Raw genomic sequence first — 15,584 nt, 5'->3', positions numbered from 1 at the left:
GACAATATGCAGGCAGAACTTCAACACGACTCTGAAAGCTATGGCGAGTATTACGCCGCTGTAGACTTAGGCTCTAATAGCTTTCACATGGTCATTGTTCACGTAGTTAATGGTAGTGTTCAAATCATTGGCAAGGTGAAACAGAAAGTACGTTTAGCGGCAGGGTTAGATGATGACTTTGCACTAGATGAAATGAGCATGGAGCGTGGTTGGCAGTGCCTGCAAACCTTTTCCGAACGGTTACAAGATATTCCTCCCTCGAATATTAAGGTAGTGGCTACCGCTACCTTACGTCTTGCTACTAATGCCCAAGTGTTTATTGGGAAAGCCGAGCAAATTCTCAAGCATAAGCTCAACGTGATAAGCGGTGAGGAAGAAGCACGCCAGATTTATCTTGGCGTAGCCTATACCTCTGCGAATCAGGGTAATAGCTTAGTGATAGATATAGGCGGTGCCAGTACTGAAATTGTTATTGGCAACGACATGCAACCCATCCACTTAAAAAGTTTAGATATGGGCTGCGTGACCTTTATGGAACGCTATTTTGATGGCGGAAAGATCACTGCTGAAAACTTCGAAAAAGCCAAGCAAGCGGCGAAAGCATTACTTTTACCCGAAGCGGACGCCTTTCTTTGTTTTGATTGGGAAAATTGCTTAGGTGCCTCTGGTACACCACAGGCCATCACTGAAATATTGGTGGCACAAGGCATTAGCGATTCAATACGACTTGATTACCTTTATCACTTAGAAAAACAATGTGTTGAATGTGGTGAAATTAACCAGCTTAACATTGAAGGTTTAGAAGAGAATCGCAAGGCTATTTTTCCTTCTGGCTTAGCCATTTTAATTAGTTTATTTGAAGCCTTAGCTATTCAAAATATGAATATTTCTGGTGGCGCACTTCGTGAAGGGCTTATTTACGGCATGTTAGATAACATGCAGGAAAATGATCGTCGCCACCAAACGCTAAACCAGACGATGGCGCGTTACCATATCGATAAAGCCCAAGCGAATTCAGTTAAAAGTGTAGCAACCCAGCTGTGCTCGCAGTTATGTTCACAGCAAAATATTTGTCATCTTGATACCGAAGCTATTATAGGTGCAGCGGCACTTCTCCATGAAACCGGCTTGCATATAGAGTATAAAAAGCATCATGAGCATGGCGCTTACATTCTGTCTTTTATTGACTTGCCTGGCTTCACACGCTTGCAGCGCGCGGCTATTCGCGACCTTGTTGCCCATCATCGTTTAACCATCCCCACTGATGCTTTTAGCAATTACCATGATGACTCACAACCTATGTTGTTGGGTTTACTCAGGCTATTGCGTATTTCTGTGGTGCTGTGTTTACGAAGACAAAATAAGCATATCCCCCATGTAGACTTAGTCTGCGAGGGTGATAAATGGGAAATCTCCTTCCCTGATGGCTGGTTGAAAGCTCACCCGTTGATTAACGCTGAATTGGCCAATGAAAGCTGGTTACAGCACAAAGCAGGCTGGGAACTCGTTTGTAAATAACCAGTGCAGCAAAGCAGCAAGAATAAAAAAAGGGATGCGACCTTAAGTCGCATCCCTTTTTTGTTTTTAGCAACTGGCCTGTTGGCCTATATGCTTTCCTCTTTGTTTCTCTATTCGCTTTTCTCTATGCTTTTCTGTCGCAGCGCTAGTTACCGGCGAGAAGTGCCGCCGCTTTAGGTGCGAAGTAAGTAAGAATGCCGTCTGCGCCAGCGCGCTTGAAAGCCAATAAAGATTCTAGAATTACCGCCTCTTCGTTTAGCCAACCATTCGCAAATGCCGCTTGATGCATGGCATATTCGCCGCTGACTTGATACGCAAAGGTAGGTACCTTTAACTCGTCTTTGCAACGGCGCACAATGTCTAAATAGGGCATACCTGGCTTCACCATCACCATATCAGCACCTTCTTGCACGTCTAAGGCTATTTCGTGTATGGCTTCGTCGCTGTTGGCAGGATCCATTTGATAGGTTTTCTTATTACCGCCTTTTATGTTCGCTGAAGAGCCGACAGCGTCGCGAAATGGTCCATAATAAGCAGATGCGTATTTTGCTGAATACGCCATAATGCAGGTGTTAATAAACCCCTCGCGCTCAAGTGCATCACGAATAACCCCAATACGGCCATCCATCATGTCAGAAGGTGCCACAATGTCTGCGCCTGCTTCTGCATGTGACAATGCTTGTTTGACTAACACATCGATAGTCACATCATTCATCACGTAACCGGCCTCATCCACCAAGCCATCTTGCCCGTGAGACGTAAAGGGGTCTAATGCGATGTCAGACATCAACATCACATCTGGAAACTGTGCTTTTAATGCACGCATAGCCGTTTGTGCTAGGCCTTCTGGATTAAACGCTTCTTTGGCACACTCGGTTTTAAGTGACATGGGGGTAACGGGAAAAAGGGCTAGCGTACGAATACCAAGCGCTACCCATTTTGCCGTTTCTTCTAATAATAAATCGATAGATAGACGCTCTACCCCTGGCATTGAAGGCACTTCTTCACGCTGGCCAGTGCCAGGAAGAACGAATACAGGGTAAATAAGATCGTTGGTAGTAAGATGTTGCTCGGCAACTAAATCTCGCAGTGCATCTTTGGCACGAAGGCGTCGCATACGACGAGCCGGAAATGAAGCATTCATAAATTATCCTGAAATCGGTTTAAAGAGTACTTTGTTTCTTCCTGATTCTTTCGCAGCATAAAGCTGCTCATCAGCCAACCGAAGCAACGCCGCAGCATGATCTTCATCCGTGATAATACTGGTGGCCAGCCCTGCACTTATGGTTAGTTGTATTGCTTCTCCATCAAACATGATGGGAGATTTTTCGATACGATCGCGAATCGCTTCTACCACATGATAGGCGCCATCGCTGTCGGTATTCGGAAGAATAAGTGCAAATTCTTCCCCGCCTATTCGACATAAATCATCGGATAAACGAAGCAACATACCTTGAATAATGCCTGTTATATGAATAAGACAAGCATCTCCGCCAGCATGTCCGTATTTATCATTAATACGTTTAAAATGGTCAATATCGATGACTGCAATAGATAAAGGGGTTTGCTCGCGGCGACTCCGTCTGCCTTCTGATTTTAACTTTTTATCAAAGTGACGACGATTATTAATTCCAGTAAGCGGATCGATTGCCGTTAGGCGCTCTAGCTCTTGGTTAACTTCAGACAGCTCACGCAAGGTAATTTCAAGCTCTAACGTTCGCTCTTCGACTTTGTATTCTAAGTCATCTTGGTAACGCTTTTGCACTTCTAGTAAATCTTCTTTTGCCTTACTCGCCTGCTGCTCTTGTTCAAGGGCAAACGCTTGCGTGGTAATGAGTTCATCGTAACTGTGGCTATAATTGATTGCCAAAATAAGGGCTAAAATCACTGTTTCGACGGTGCCAGCGATAATAAGTAAATAACTCGTAGAAATACCTAAATTTATTATATTCACGCTATCTAGGCTAACAACAAAGCCGCTAACCAATAAAAATAGCCACGCCACAGAGAAGTATCGAGCAATCGCCACGCCTTTAAAAGATAGCCAACCACCTATGAACATTGCGACAAACACAATTATCGCCAACATGACTAAATACAGCTTTATCGCGAATGGGTAAGGCAGCAATGTACTCGTTAATATACAGACTCCAAATGCCCACGCTGCTACCTGGGATATTTTATCGACCAAAGGGCTAAATTCAGCAATAGGCAGTAAATGCCGGGAAAACAGTACGGCAAACAAAATCGTCGCATTACCAAAAATGAGTACCGCCTTACCCTGCAACCATACCTGCTCAGGCCATAAATAGGCATAGCCCAACCCCTGCAATGAAGCCAAGGTTAAGCCTAAGCTCAGTGCGTAGCCGGTATAGAATAAAAACGAGCGATTTTTGGTAGTAAAAAATAAGAAGATATTGCTTATGGCCATGGCACATAGGAAGCCGAAAAATAGCCCTAGCGCTAGATTTTGGCTTGCTGCGTATTCTATAAATTCTCTTTCTTCCCACACCGCGATGGGCATGCGAATAGTGCCGCTAGATTCAACGCGAACCACTACGGTTTGCGGTTTAGCACTTAAGGGCAAGGAAAAAAGCGGCGTATTATTTGCGATGGGACGTACATCAAAGGCGAGGTTATCTCCCGCTTGGTAACGCACAATGGCTGAACTTGATGACGGCGGGTAAACCGCAACTTCCACACTATCTAGCAAAGCATAGTCAATCTCGAAAAGGTAACTGACTGCGCGGGAACTATCAGGCGTGACAACAAAAGAGAACCAATGTACGTCGCTGCTCATTCCTAAATTAACTGGCGACACCGTTGGCGTCCACAGTGCTGGGGAGTTATCCGCGGTGTTATCAAGTACTGTTTCAAAAGTTAACCGTTCCTCGGGATCGCTAATAAAGGCTAGCTGAGAAATTCGGCTATTTGTGGTTCGCTCGGGCACTACACTTAGTGCAACAAACGCAAAAATCGATACCGCCACAACGGTAATAACGAAGAGATAAAGATCGTAGTTGCGAACCTCTTGACGATTTATGTGCATTACCATTAATCACTGATACAAAATAAACGACAAGTATTAGCATAACTGCTATCTCGCAATTTATCAGGGGCAACCTGCATTAGTTCGCTAATTTGTTCACCAATATGGGGTAATAGCGCAGGCTCGTTGTTACGTTTTCTTGGACGTAGGGTTTTGGGGAATAAGTAAGGGGCATCAGTTTCTAAAATGATACGTTCTAAGGGAATGGTTGGAATGGCACTACGAAGGGATTCTCCGCGCTTTTCATCGCATGCCCAGCCGGTAATACCAATATACAGCCCCATGTCTAAATACGTAGTAAGCTGCGTGGTATCTCCTGTAAAACAATGGGCAATACCGCCGCTAAGAGACGGCAGCACCTTTTGCAGACAGGACACTTGTTGTTCAAACGCATCTCGCTCGTGAAGATACACTGGCAAGTTCAATTCTACCGCCAACGCTAATTGGGCCTCGAACACACTTATTTGAACATCTTGGGGAGAAAAGTTGCGATTAAAATCTAAACCACACTCGCCCACTGCCACTACGCCAGGCTCTTTTGCCATGCTTCTTAATCGCGCGTAATCACTTTCAACCACATCTTTAGCATTATGGGGGTGTATGCCTAAGGTATAGCTGCATACCTGCGGGAACTGCTGATGAAGTGCTGCTGCCGCATCCCACTCATTAGGGTGAGTGGTAATGATACACAGCTTGGAAACACCGGCATCCAGAGCATTTGAAATAATCTCTTGAGGATTAAATCTGCGATCTAATAGATTAACGCCAGCGTCAAACCAGGGCATATTATTTTACACGTTTTACTTTCATGCGTTTGTTAAGCCCTTCTTTTTTCAAATAGAAAGCACCTAATAATCCACGCTCAATGAGCACGGTTTCACCCTCTTTTACTTTCAATGTGGTATCTGTAGTTTGCTGCCAAACCGAACCGTTATCAAAGGTTAAAATGAGCTTACCCCGAGCGGTTTTCTTAATCTTAGTTACCTTACCTGCGAATGTGTCGGCTAAGGTTTCGGTTTTTACTTTGTGCTCTAAACCAAACTGTTCGTCTTTAGGCGCTGGGGTTTTGCTTACCGGTGCTTCGCGGCGACGTTCAGAGGCAACAGTCGGTGTATTGCTAGGTATTGCTGCGGGTATACCCGCCTGAGTACCTGAGAGGCGGTTTACTTGCTTTTCTACGCGGTCATAACACACTAAACGTTGAAGGCTATTCTTAGTCTCGCTGCACTTAGCTAGTGCCTCGCCTACGGTTTCCGCTTGTGCTAAAAAGGCACTAAAAGGGAGCACACTTACTAGTAGTAATAATGCACGTTTGTTCATAGTAAATCCTTTGTTCTACTTAATTGTTATTCGATTTCAGTGCCAGTTTCTTCGTCGCTATTCCGGCGGCCTTTACCCGCATACAAACTGCCTACCACGACACCTATTTCAAACAGTATCCACATAGGAATAGCTAAGAGCGTTTGAGAAATAATATCTGGTGGCGTAAGTAACATGCCCACCACGAACGCACCAACTACCACATAGGGGCGTTTTGCTCGAAGTGACTTTGCATCGGTTACCCCTGTCCAGCACAGTAAGATAATGGCAATGGGAATTTCAAATGAGACCCCAAAAGCAAAGAAGAGTTTCAATACAAAATTAAGATAACTAGAGATGTCGGTACTGACCGTAACACCTTCTGGTGCCACACTATTAAAGAACGCAAATGCGATAGGAAATACCACAAAATACGCAAATGCCATGCCCGCATAGAACAATAAAGTACTTGAGAGTAGAAGCGGCGCAACAAGCTTTTTCTCGTTACGATAAAGCCCCGGCGCAACAAAGCCCCATACTTGGTAAAGTACATAGGGAATAGCGATAAAGAATGACAACACCAGCGTAAGTTTAAACGGTGCGAAAAAAGGTGAGGCAACATCGGTAGCAATCATGCTAGCGTTTTCTGGCATAGAATCCAGCAACGGCAACGCGAGCCATTGATAGAGGTCTTGCGAAAAGTACGCCAAACACAAAAATACCACCAGCACACTTAACAGTGCTTTTAGGATGCGGCTACGAAGCTCAATTAAATGAGATATTAAATTGTTTGCGTCAGACATTTACTGTTTTTTATATGGTTCCTGAACCGACTCAGCCGCTTTTTTAAGCTCATCAACACTTTGTTCAAGCTCTGGCGAGAGATCTTTCAAGCCTTGCTGCTCAGCTTTCTTCAGGTTTTCGTGTAATTCGTGCACGCGCAACTGATGCTCAACTTCTTGCTTAAAGCCCGTTGCTGTATTTCGTACACTTCGAATAGTGTTAATGGTGGACCGCATGGCACCTGGCAAACGTTCTGGACCTAGTATCAACAAGGCCATCACACCAATTACCAATAGCTCCCAAAAGCCAATGTCAAACATCAGGATTTTTCTTTAACGTCGCTCTGCGTTTTCGTTGAAACAGTGTCAGCAGTATCATTGTCTTCTACCTGCTTCTTCTGCTCGAAATCGGCATCTTGTTCGTTTTCAGTTACTGCTTTTTTGAAGCCTTTGATTGCGCCACCTAAGTCGGTGCCAATCCCTTTCAAACGTTTTGTGCCAAAAAGTAAAACTACAATTACTAAGATAATGAGTAACTGCCAGATTCCAATACCGCCCATAAAAATAATCTCCGATACAACAGTAAGGACAGTATGCCACCCAAAGCGCTAGCTTTCACGTGAATATTTACGTGGATGAATAATCGTTGACGTTTATTATCACAACAAGCATCCTGATGGTAATTAACTGATACGGATATCATTTCACCGAGTAATCGTTAGAGGGAGTTTGGGTTGTTATGTTGTGTTTAGCAGTCTCATTGTGTTTATTGCTTACTGACCAGAGTGATAACCAGCCTATTCCTACCCATGAGGTAGTGAATAATGCACAAAACAATGTTGAACCTCACCAGCCTATGCAATGGTTTGATGTGTGGCAACGCAGCTTCACCGACTCTATGGACTTTACCGTAAGTAAGTTCGATGGCTTGTTCTCCGATGGTTCACAAGCCAAAGGAAAGGCGAAAGCAGAAGGGAGAATTCAACTTAGCTGGGAGCCTAGAACCAGAGATATCGCAGAAACCGATCTTCGTTTTCGTATTCGTGTTTCACTCCCCCACCTCGAAAATCGCGTAGACTTGCTATTAAGTGACAACGAAGATGAAACCCAAAGCGATACGATAAAAGCGGCGCGTTCTCCCTCACTGGGAAGACAAGACAATACGACCATTTCGCTGCGGTTTCGCCCCAATATAAACTCTCACTATTCATTTCGTGTTGGTGCAGGAAGACGGGATCAGCTCTATGTAAAAGCTCGTTACCGTGATGCCTATGCATTTAACTCCCATTGGGCCATGCTTTACGACACTGAAATATATCAATACACGCGGGATCAATTTGGCGCAGAGTTAGGCACCTCTATCCAGCATGTTAGTAGTAACAACAACGTCACTCGGTTAAACAACCGCTTTTATTTTCGAGACAATAGCAACGACTGGTTGTGGCGACACGAGATACAACACTTGTACCCTATCAACAACCACAATGCTTTGGTTTATAGCTTTATGGTGGAAGGCTTGAATAAACCTACCTATCAAGTAGAAGAGGTGTACACAGGTTTACGTTGGCGCAGCAATCCAATAAGAGAATGGCTTTATTTCGAGGTAGAACCATTTGTATTATGGCTTCGAAGTGAGGACTTCTCGCCGTCTTATGGTATGGCACTTCGCTTAGAAGCTTATTACGGAAAAGGCGAGTAACTCTCGTTACTCGCCCTTTTTCATTTCTTTGGCGCTTTATGTGCTTCGCTTTGCACGTTAATTTTCACCCGTTAAGGGCGTAACGCGCGCTCGCCTCTTGCTAAACCACACACGCCTGTGCGTGATGATTCAATCACTTCCGCACATTGGGCCATGGTAGCCGCAAAAGCGTCTAGTTTGTCGGTAGTGCCCGTAATTTCAATGGTGTAGTTATTCGCATGAACATCTAAGATGCGCCCACGGAAAATATCACTATTGCGCTTTACTTCAGCACGTACTGATTCAGTGCGAGTCGCCACTTTAATTAGCATCAACTCACGCTCAATATGAGTGCCTTCAGTTAAATCCACCACTTTAAGCACATCAATAAGCTTATTCACTTGCTTAGTAATCTGCTCAATGACTTTATCATCACCATGGGTAATGATGGTAAGGCGAGATAAGCTGCCATCGTCAGTAGGGGCTACACAAAGAGAGTCTACGTTGTAACCACGCTGTGAAAAAACACCTACGATACGAGATAACGCGCCAGGTGCGTTTTCCATTAATACAGAAATTATACGTTTCATTAGGTACGCTCCGTCTTACTTAAGCGCATATCATCCATAGCGCCAAACTTAATTTGCATTGGATATACGTGCTCGTTCTGATCTACCGCTATGTCCATAAACACAAGGCGGTCTTTAAGACTGAAACATTTCTCCATCGCTGCATCTAATTCATCTAATTTATCTACTTTGATACCTACATGGCCATAAGACTCTGCAAGCTTCACAAAATCTGGCATTGAGTCCATATAGGAATGCGAGTGACGACCTTTGTAAATCATATCTTGCCACTGACGAACCATGCCTAATGCGCGGTTGTTCAAGGTAATGATTTTAATCGGCAAGTTGTACTGCAAACAGGTAGATAGTTCCTGAATATTCATTTGAATACTACCGTCACCCGTTACCACTACCGAGGTAGACTCAGGGTGTGCAAACTGTACGCCCATCGCTGCAGGTAAACCAAAGCCCATGGTGCCTAAGCCACCTGAGTTAATCCACTGGCGAGGTTTATCAAATGGATAATATAAGGCAGCGAACATTTGATGTTGACCAACATCAGAACTTACATAAGCTTCACCATTGGTGTGCTTGTAAATGGACTGGATAACTTGCTGTGGCTTAATTACCGTATCGCCTTGCTCGTAGTTCAAACATTCACGAGAGCGCCACTGGGTAATTTGTTGCCACCAATCCGCTAACTTCTCTTTTTGACCAGACAAGTCTTTATTAACAAGCTGTTCTAAAATTTGGTCGAGTACTTTATCGACTGAGCCAACTACCGGAATATGCGCGTTAATGGTTTTAGAGATAGACGCCGGGTCGATATCCACATGAATAATATCGGCATGCGGACAGAATTTCGCTACGTTGTTAGTAACGCGATCATCGAAACGTGCACCCAAGGCAATAATGCAATCAGCATTATGCATGGTTTTGTTTGCTTCAAGTGTGCCGTGCATACCTAGCATACCCACGAACTGCTCGTGTGTGCCTGGCATGGCACCTAGCCCCATTAACGTACAGGTAACTGGTGCATTTAACTTTTCAGCTAATTCGATAACTCGTGACGACGCTTCAGATGTAACCGCGCCACCACCAACATAAAGTACTGGACGTTCGGCTTTTACCAAAGAAGCGACGGCTTTCTTAATTTGCTTTGTATGCCCACGCTCGGTTGGGTTATACGAACGCATTGTCACATCGGTTGGGAACACGTAAGGGTGATCTTCAGCAACATTAACAATGTCTTTTGGTAAATCGACTACCACTGGGCCAGGGCGACCCGTATTTGCAATGTAATACGCTTTCGCAATGGCTTCTGGAATATCTACCGCGCGCTTTACTAGAAAGCTGTGTTTTACGATTGGACGAGAACACCCTACCATATCAGTTTCTTGGAAGGCATCTTCACCAATATGCATTGAAGGTACTTGCCCAGACAATACAACCATTGGAATTGAATCCATATAAGCGGTAGCAATACCGGTGATGGTATTGGTTGCGCCAGGGCCTGAAGTGACGAGGACTGTGCCGGTTTTGCCAGTTGAACGTGCATAACCATCCGCCATATGAGCGGCTGCCTGTTCATGACGCACGAGGACATGTTCGACATCTTCTTGCGCATATAAAGCGTCATAAATGTCTAGTACGGCACCACCTGGGTAGCCGAACACATGTGTTACTCCTACATCTTTTAGCGCTTCTACCACCATGGCAGCGCCCGACATCATTTTCACAGTTCTCTCTCCTGTATCGGTTTGGTGTATTGTCAGCGAATGTTGACGATGAGCGGACTATAACGAAGGAAGTAGGAAGATAAAACACCAAACCGCACAAAAGTGAGATATATATCCCAATATTCAAGATAATTAGGATGAATCTTTTGATGCGATGAAATTAATAGCTAATATTAGGATAAGCTTCACAATAATTTAACAATTAATCGTCATCTATATTTATTTCTAGGTCATTATCGTCATCTATTTCGACAGTATCGTCTGTATCTTCGGTAACTACTCGCTTTGAACCATAAATACTGGCTGCTTTGGGCCGGTTAATTCGGTTTTGATATTTTATCCATGCTTTTGCCTGAGGCGTTTGTGGCTCACATTGCCCTAACGCAGCATTAAGATAGTTAATTTCGACATCAGAACTAGGTTCAATCTTGCCATCTACTAAGGCTGCAAACAAACTACCATGGGCTTGCAATAACTTACTTTCAGAAATTGAAAAATCACCGGAGCGAGCGAAGCCATATGGGTAATGCTTTTTATCAGCAAACGGACGGTTGATCAGTTTCTCTCTGGATAATGTTGTCATATGACCCCTTATCTCAGCCTTTATAGCTATTATCATACTCCCCATCGTGCGCCGATGAGGACCCATTAGCCGCGCATCTGTGTCGCTTGGCTCATTACACTGATAATTAGATAGTTGGGATTAAGAATGCTGTCAAACTGAAAAACGAGATAAGAGAAAACTTAATAAAACTGTAAAATGCTTAGATTGAACATGCGCGTTACATACGCAACGCACACATGGTAATCAGGCGTACTCGGCCTATTTTTTAAATACAGGTACTACTTCCTGCTTTTAGGCACCCAAGCCCAAATCATTTCACACAGAACAGGCTCGATACCTTGAGCATCGGTTACTTTAACCGCTACCGTAACTTCACCTTTCTCTTGAGTTTGCATTAACGCTATTTGTTCATCGGTAAGGTGCGCTACTGCATGCATATCGCCCTGTGCGCGCTTCACATATTTAAAATTCATTTCTTTAATCAGCGGTAACTTGTCACCAGGAAGGTTAACTCCAACTACAAAGCCCGTAGAAGACTCCGCTAGCAATGCCATTGCAGCCGCATGCACACTGCCAATATGATTTTGTGCTTTCTTGTAGTTTTTTTGACGAAACGTTACCGATTTCAAATCGGTTTCCAGAATATCGATACTGACCGTGCCCGTTAGTTTCACTTTGTAGCGGAACATCCAAGTCAACATGCGTTGGCGAAGCCATGTTGGATAGGTATTGGCTTTTTTCGCAAAGTTGCGCAACGGGTTTGGTACGGACATAATTTTCTCTCTGAAATACACTTCTTCTGGTTAGACCAGTTAACTTAATATTAACGCTGTGCTGTTGCAAGTATATTTGTTGTATAGAACAAAAAAGCAGCGCTGAGCGCTGCTTCTTAAGTCACTTAACTAATTAATGTTACTCAAGTCGCATATCTATCCCTACGAAGTAGAATCGACCTCGAGCACTAGCTGGGTAGGCGAAATTGGTCAAAAACGGCTCTTCGTTAGTCACATTTTTGATTCCACCATACACCATAAGCTCTTCGTTAATATTGTAAGAGAAATTGATATCGTGCTGCCAAAATTCATCCATAACGACCGAGTCATCATAATCGCCTCGTTCGTAGTCTTCAATTTCCACGTAACCGACTAGCTGCTCATCCATATATTGTGTTTGCCAACCAATTTGAATGTCTTCCCACTGCCAAGTCAGATTAATGTTGCCAGCAAGCTCTGGTTTATTAACCTCGCCCAACTCTGGATTTACATCGTTTAGATCATTAGGGTTAGTGTACTGATCAATCTCATTAACTTTAGTACCAGATACTTTCGTCATAAAATTATGTGCACCGACGGCGAAATCGTAACCTACGCTAAAATCAACTCCTGATGTTTCAAGACGTGCAAAGTTAACCGCCGTTGTACGAAGAAAGTTGAACCCACCAAATTGTGGAGAGCTTGAATCAGTATTTCTTGTAAATAACGAACAAAAGTTTTCGTTCAGCGTTTCGCCAGAATAACAGCCATTAACTATATCGTCTGATGTTACTGAACTGATTGCTGATTCAATTTCGATACTCCAGTAGTCTGCGGTTAACGAGAAGCCTTCTAGCCAACTCGCCTGATATACAAAACCTAGGGTTGTGGTATCTGCCGTTTCTTCTTGAAGTTCAGCGTTACCTCCGGTCACACCAGGGAAAGCTGCCGACAATGGATCGGTGTAGATATAATTGCCATTTTCATCAATAGGATCGAAGCCGATGGACTGAAGGTCAGCAACACAGTTTGCTTGAATAATATCGGCAGCATTTGCGTCGTTGCCTCTTATCCCTTCGATAACACTCGCATTACATGGATCGGTAGGACGGAACGTGGCTCCGACCTCAGGCCCGAATAACTCATTGATATTCGGAGCACGGATGGCTTGCGACTGAGACAGACGAATCATCAAGTCATCAAACGGCGAGTACATTAAATTTGCTCTCCACGTTGTTGTATCACCGATGGTAGAGTAATCAGAATACCGAGCTGCCAAATCTAAAGTAAGCTCTTCTACCAGCATCTCTCCTTCTATCAGAGGTAAAGACACTTCAACAAATATCTCGCTAACATCAAAATCACCTGTTTCGTTCGCAACTTTGATTGAAGGTTGAAACACTAAGGAGTTATTGGTCGAATACTCAGATATTAACGTACCAGATTGGTATTGTGAGCCTTCAGGAAGGACACCTAACTGCCAATTATCAAACGTTGCTTCAGATTTCTCTTTGCGATATTCACCACCTAGAGCGAAAAAGACTGGGCCGTAAGGCAACTCAAAGTAATCAGAAGAGTCGCCAGCAATAGAGCCGCTTATAACTAGCTGTTCTAGCGTGGTTTGATCACGGCTATCATTGGTGATCCAATCTACTGCTTCTTGTGAAATACCCGTCGCACCTGCCCATATATTCAGTGGGACACAGCTACCGTCTCCGGGTGTAAATGAAAAATATCCAGGGTCATAAACCGGAATGTTAAAGGCGGTTGTTACCTGAGGAGTATTCGCGTCTAGATTGACGCGACAAGTAGCTTCACCGGTAGAGGGGTCGGTAACAGCGTCAATTGCTGAGAAAAAGCGATCAACAATAACGTTATTTTCAGTTCCTTTTTGTTCGAATTCGAACCTGCCATAATTTACAGCTAAGTTGTATTCCCAATCATTTTCAAAATAACCTTCAATACCTAAAACCGCACGAAGTGTGCGACGTTCGTTTTCAATTTTACCTTGGCCAATGCCAATAGGGTCTGCGGTAATTGCAACACCACCAAGCTCATTAGCAATAGGTTGGATAAACTCTGGCAAATAAGGGTTATCAGCTGCACCAAAAAGTAGATCCCAATAAGAGGACGGTTGGCTTTCATTTTCTGTTGTTTGCACCACGTACTTTAATTCACCAAAAACTGTCATGCTCTCGGATAAATCGTAGTGACCTAAGAAATTAAGCGATATTTTATCGTTAGGCGTAATAAGGTAACCGCGTTGCTGTTGAATTGTATTAAAAGAGTCTCCACCGAAACCTTCAAAATTCCCAGAAACTAAACCATCTTGAATAGGTCGGTATGAACCGTTTTCTGTAACATTCCAACACCCACCTAATGCACCGAATGACGCGGCACCAAATGAACTGTTGTAGCCTGAAAATGAGTCTAAACAATCGGGAGTTCCGTTGCCATCTAAGTCTATGTTGGTTGAAGGATCGAACCCTTCAAACGTGTAGGGGTTACCCGGCACGATATAGCCATACCCAGATGTAAATGGAAATGTCCTGTAAGGAAGAACTGCACGAGGATTAACGCTAGTAGCACGTTGGAATAAGGCTAATTCTTCAGCGGTAAGATTGGGCGCACTACCAAATTGATCAGTGAAATTTTGTATAAAATCATCTTGACTTGGTATGCTTAAACCAAAGTTGAATAGGCCTGTATTATCGTAGTTGTAATACTGTGACAAATTCGGAGTACTGCTTCCAATATCCCCTTGCTGAAAGCGTAACGCAGGGTTTGTCCAATCTCGTGCTGAGCCAATGATCAACCCATTATCACGCTCACTTACCCTTACACCTTCGTCATTCTGATACTCAACACTAACGGCAAAATTACCTTTATCGTTATCAAAGTTCCTACCATACAAGGCCGACATGCTAATTTGCTCACCGTCGCCTTCTGATGAAATCCCAGAATTTACATCAAATTCGAACCCTTCATAATCATCACGAAGAATAAAGTTAACTACACCTGTAACAGCATCGGCACCGTATACAGCAGACGCGCCACCGGTAAGCACCTCAACAGATTTGATAAGCTTAACCGGAATAGAACCAACATCAACGGCGGCCGAACCCGCTACGCCACCAACATGTCTTCTACCATTTACCAAGGTTAACGTACGGTTGGTCCCCAAACCTCTCAAATTTAAAACGTTTGCCCCATCAGCGAAAGTTCCTGAGTCGATAGAGCTTTCTGAACTCGTAGATGAAAATAACGCAGGAATATCATTGATGACGTCAGTAATTGAGAATTCGCCTGAAAGCTGAATATCTTCTTCTGAAATAGATTGAACAGGTGAAGGAGATGCTAAATTTGGATCTCTAGCAATACGTGAGCCCGTAACAAGTACCTTCTCAACATCCTGTTCTTTTACTTCGGCATCTTCCTGTGCCTGTGCTAAGCCTGCATTCAGTGCAAGCGCAGATGCTATTGCACTTGCTAATAATGTGGTGCAGTAATGCTTCGATGATTGAAAAGCCATTTGTGTGTTTCTCCAGCTAGTTTTTATTATTCGGTAACGATTGTGTTTTATAATGTTTCTTAACAATGCATGGGCGCGAAAATGGTGCGTTTACGAAAACT

14 protein-coding genes are annotated in these 15,584 nt (G+C 43.8%); 2 read left to right on the top strand and 12 right to left on the bottom strand.

The annotated features are described in order from the left end of the window. Positions 1-6 precede the first annotated feature (6 nt). Positions 7-1,518, top strand: coding sequence for a guanosine-5'-triphosphate,3'-diphosphate pyrophosphatase (locus J5X92_RS13725; RefSeq protein WP_208805968.1), 1,512 nt, complete (start codon positions 7-9; stop codon positions 1,516-1,518). A 145-nt stretch (positions 1,519-1,663) separates the two neighbouring features. On the opposite strand, the gene hemB is transcribed toward J5X92_RS13725, so the two are convergent. From hemB to tatA, 7 genes are read right to left on the bottom strand one after another with little or no spacing between them, the layout of a single operon-like run. Continuing rightward, positions 1,664-2,662, bottom strand: coding sequence for a porphobilinogen synthase (gene hemB, locus J5X92_RS13720; protein ID WP_013785609.1), 999 nt, complete (start codon positions 2,660-2,662; stop codon positions 1,664-1,666). 3 nt (positions 2,663-2,665) lie between these two features. Next, on the bottom strand, positions 2,666-4,567 hold the full coding sequence (locus tag J5X92_RS13715) for a diguanylate cyclase (protein WP_041453060.1): 1,902 nt from the start codon (positions 4,565-4,567) through the stop codon (positions 2,666-2,668). Positions 4,568-4,572: 5 nt separating this feature from the next. Then, the gene (locus J5X92_RS13710; RefSeq protein WP_013785611.1) at positions 4,573-5,352 is read right to left on the bottom strand and encodes a TatD family hydrolase; all 780 of its coding nucleotides are present in this window, start codon (positions 5,350-5,352) and stop codon (positions 4,573-4,575) included. 1 nt (position 5,353) lies between these two features. Beyond that, the gene (locus J5X92_RS13705) at positions 5,354-5,887 is read right to left on the bottom strand and encodes a hypothetical protein (RefSeq protein ID WP_013785612.1); all 534 of its coding nucleotides are present in this window, start codon (positions 5,885-5,887) and stop codon (positions 5,354-5,356) included. Positions 5,888-5,913: 26 nt separating this feature from the next. Then, entirely contained in the window at positions 5,914-6,669 is a 756-nt protein-coding gene (gene tatC, locus J5X92_RS13700; RefSeq protein ID WP_013785613.1) for a twin-arginine translocase subunit TatC, read from the bottom strand. After that, entirely contained in the window at positions 6,670-6,969 is a 300-nt protein-coding gene (tatB, locus tag J5X92_RS13695) for a Sec-independent protein translocase protein TatB (RefSeq protein ID WP_013785614.1), read from the bottom strand. Next, positions 6,969-7,208, bottom strand: a complete 240-nt coding sequence (gene tatA / locus J5X92_RS13690; RefSeq protein WP_013785615.1) for a Sec-independent protein translocase subunit TatA — start codon at positions 7,206-7,208, stop codon at positions 6,969-6,971. The genes tatB and tatA overlap by 1 nt, the downstream gene beginning before the upstream one ends. A gap of 179 nt (positions 7,209-7,387) precedes the next feature. Here tatA and J5X92_RS13685 point away from each other — a divergent pair, with 179 nt between their 5' ends. Then, positions 7,388-8,347: a hypothetical protein gene (locus tag J5X92_RS13685; RefSeq protein ID WP_126872916.1), complete on the top strand. Its 960-nt coding sequence runs from the start codon at positions 7,388-7,390 to the stop codon at positions 8,345-8,347. A 71-nt stretch (positions 8,348-8,418) separates the two neighbouring features. On the opposite strand, the gene ilvN is transcribed toward J5X92_RS13685, so the two are convergent. From ilvN to J5X92_RS13660, 5 genes are all read right to left on the bottom strand, one after another. Then, a complete protein-coding gene (gene ilvN, locus J5X92_RS13680; RefSeq protein WP_013785617.1) occupies positions 8,419-8,916 on the bottom strand; it encodes an acetolactate synthase small subunit in 498 nt (165 codons plus the stop codon). Further along, positions 8,916-10,634, bottom strand: coding sequence for an acetolactate synthase 3 large subunit (locus J5X92_RS13675; RefSeq protein WP_013785618.1), 1,719 nt, complete (start codon positions 10,632-10,634; stop codon positions 8,916-8,918). Before J5X92_RS13675 ends, ilvN begins: the two co-directional genes overlap by 1 nt. 202 nt (positions 10,635-10,836) lie before the next feature. Continuing rightward, on the bottom strand, positions 10,837-11,217 hold the full coding sequence (locus tag J5X92_RS13670) for a DUF413 domain-containing protein (RefSeq protein WP_013785619.1): 381 nt from the start codon (positions 11,215-11,217) through the stop codon (positions 10,837-10,839). A 260-nt stretch (positions 11,218-11,477) separates the two neighbouring features. Continuing rightward, on the bottom strand, positions 11,478-11,972 hold the full coding sequence (locus J5X92_RS13665) for a DUF4442 domain-containing protein (protein ID WP_013785620.1): 495 nt from the start codon (positions 11,970-11,972) through the stop codon (positions 11,478-11,480). 139 nt (positions 11,973-12,111) lie between these two features. Beyond that, complete coding sequence (locus tag J5X92_RS13660; RefSeq protein WP_126872917.1) at positions 12,112-15,483, bottom strand: TonB-dependent receptor; 3,372 nt, start codon at positions 15,481-15,483, stop codon at positions 12,112-12,114. Positions 15,484-15,584 lie beyond the last annotated feature (101 nt).

Source organism: Alteromonas sp. K632G (assembly GCF_017653625.1).
In the GTDB taxonomy this organism is placed as follows: Bacteria; Pseudomonadota; Gammaproteobacteria; order Enterobacterales; family Alteromonadaceae; genus Alteromonas; species Alteromonas naphthalenivorans.
The sequence above is the reverse complement of the archived record's forward strand: the minus strand, read 5'-3'. Positions and strand labels throughout refer to the sequence as shown.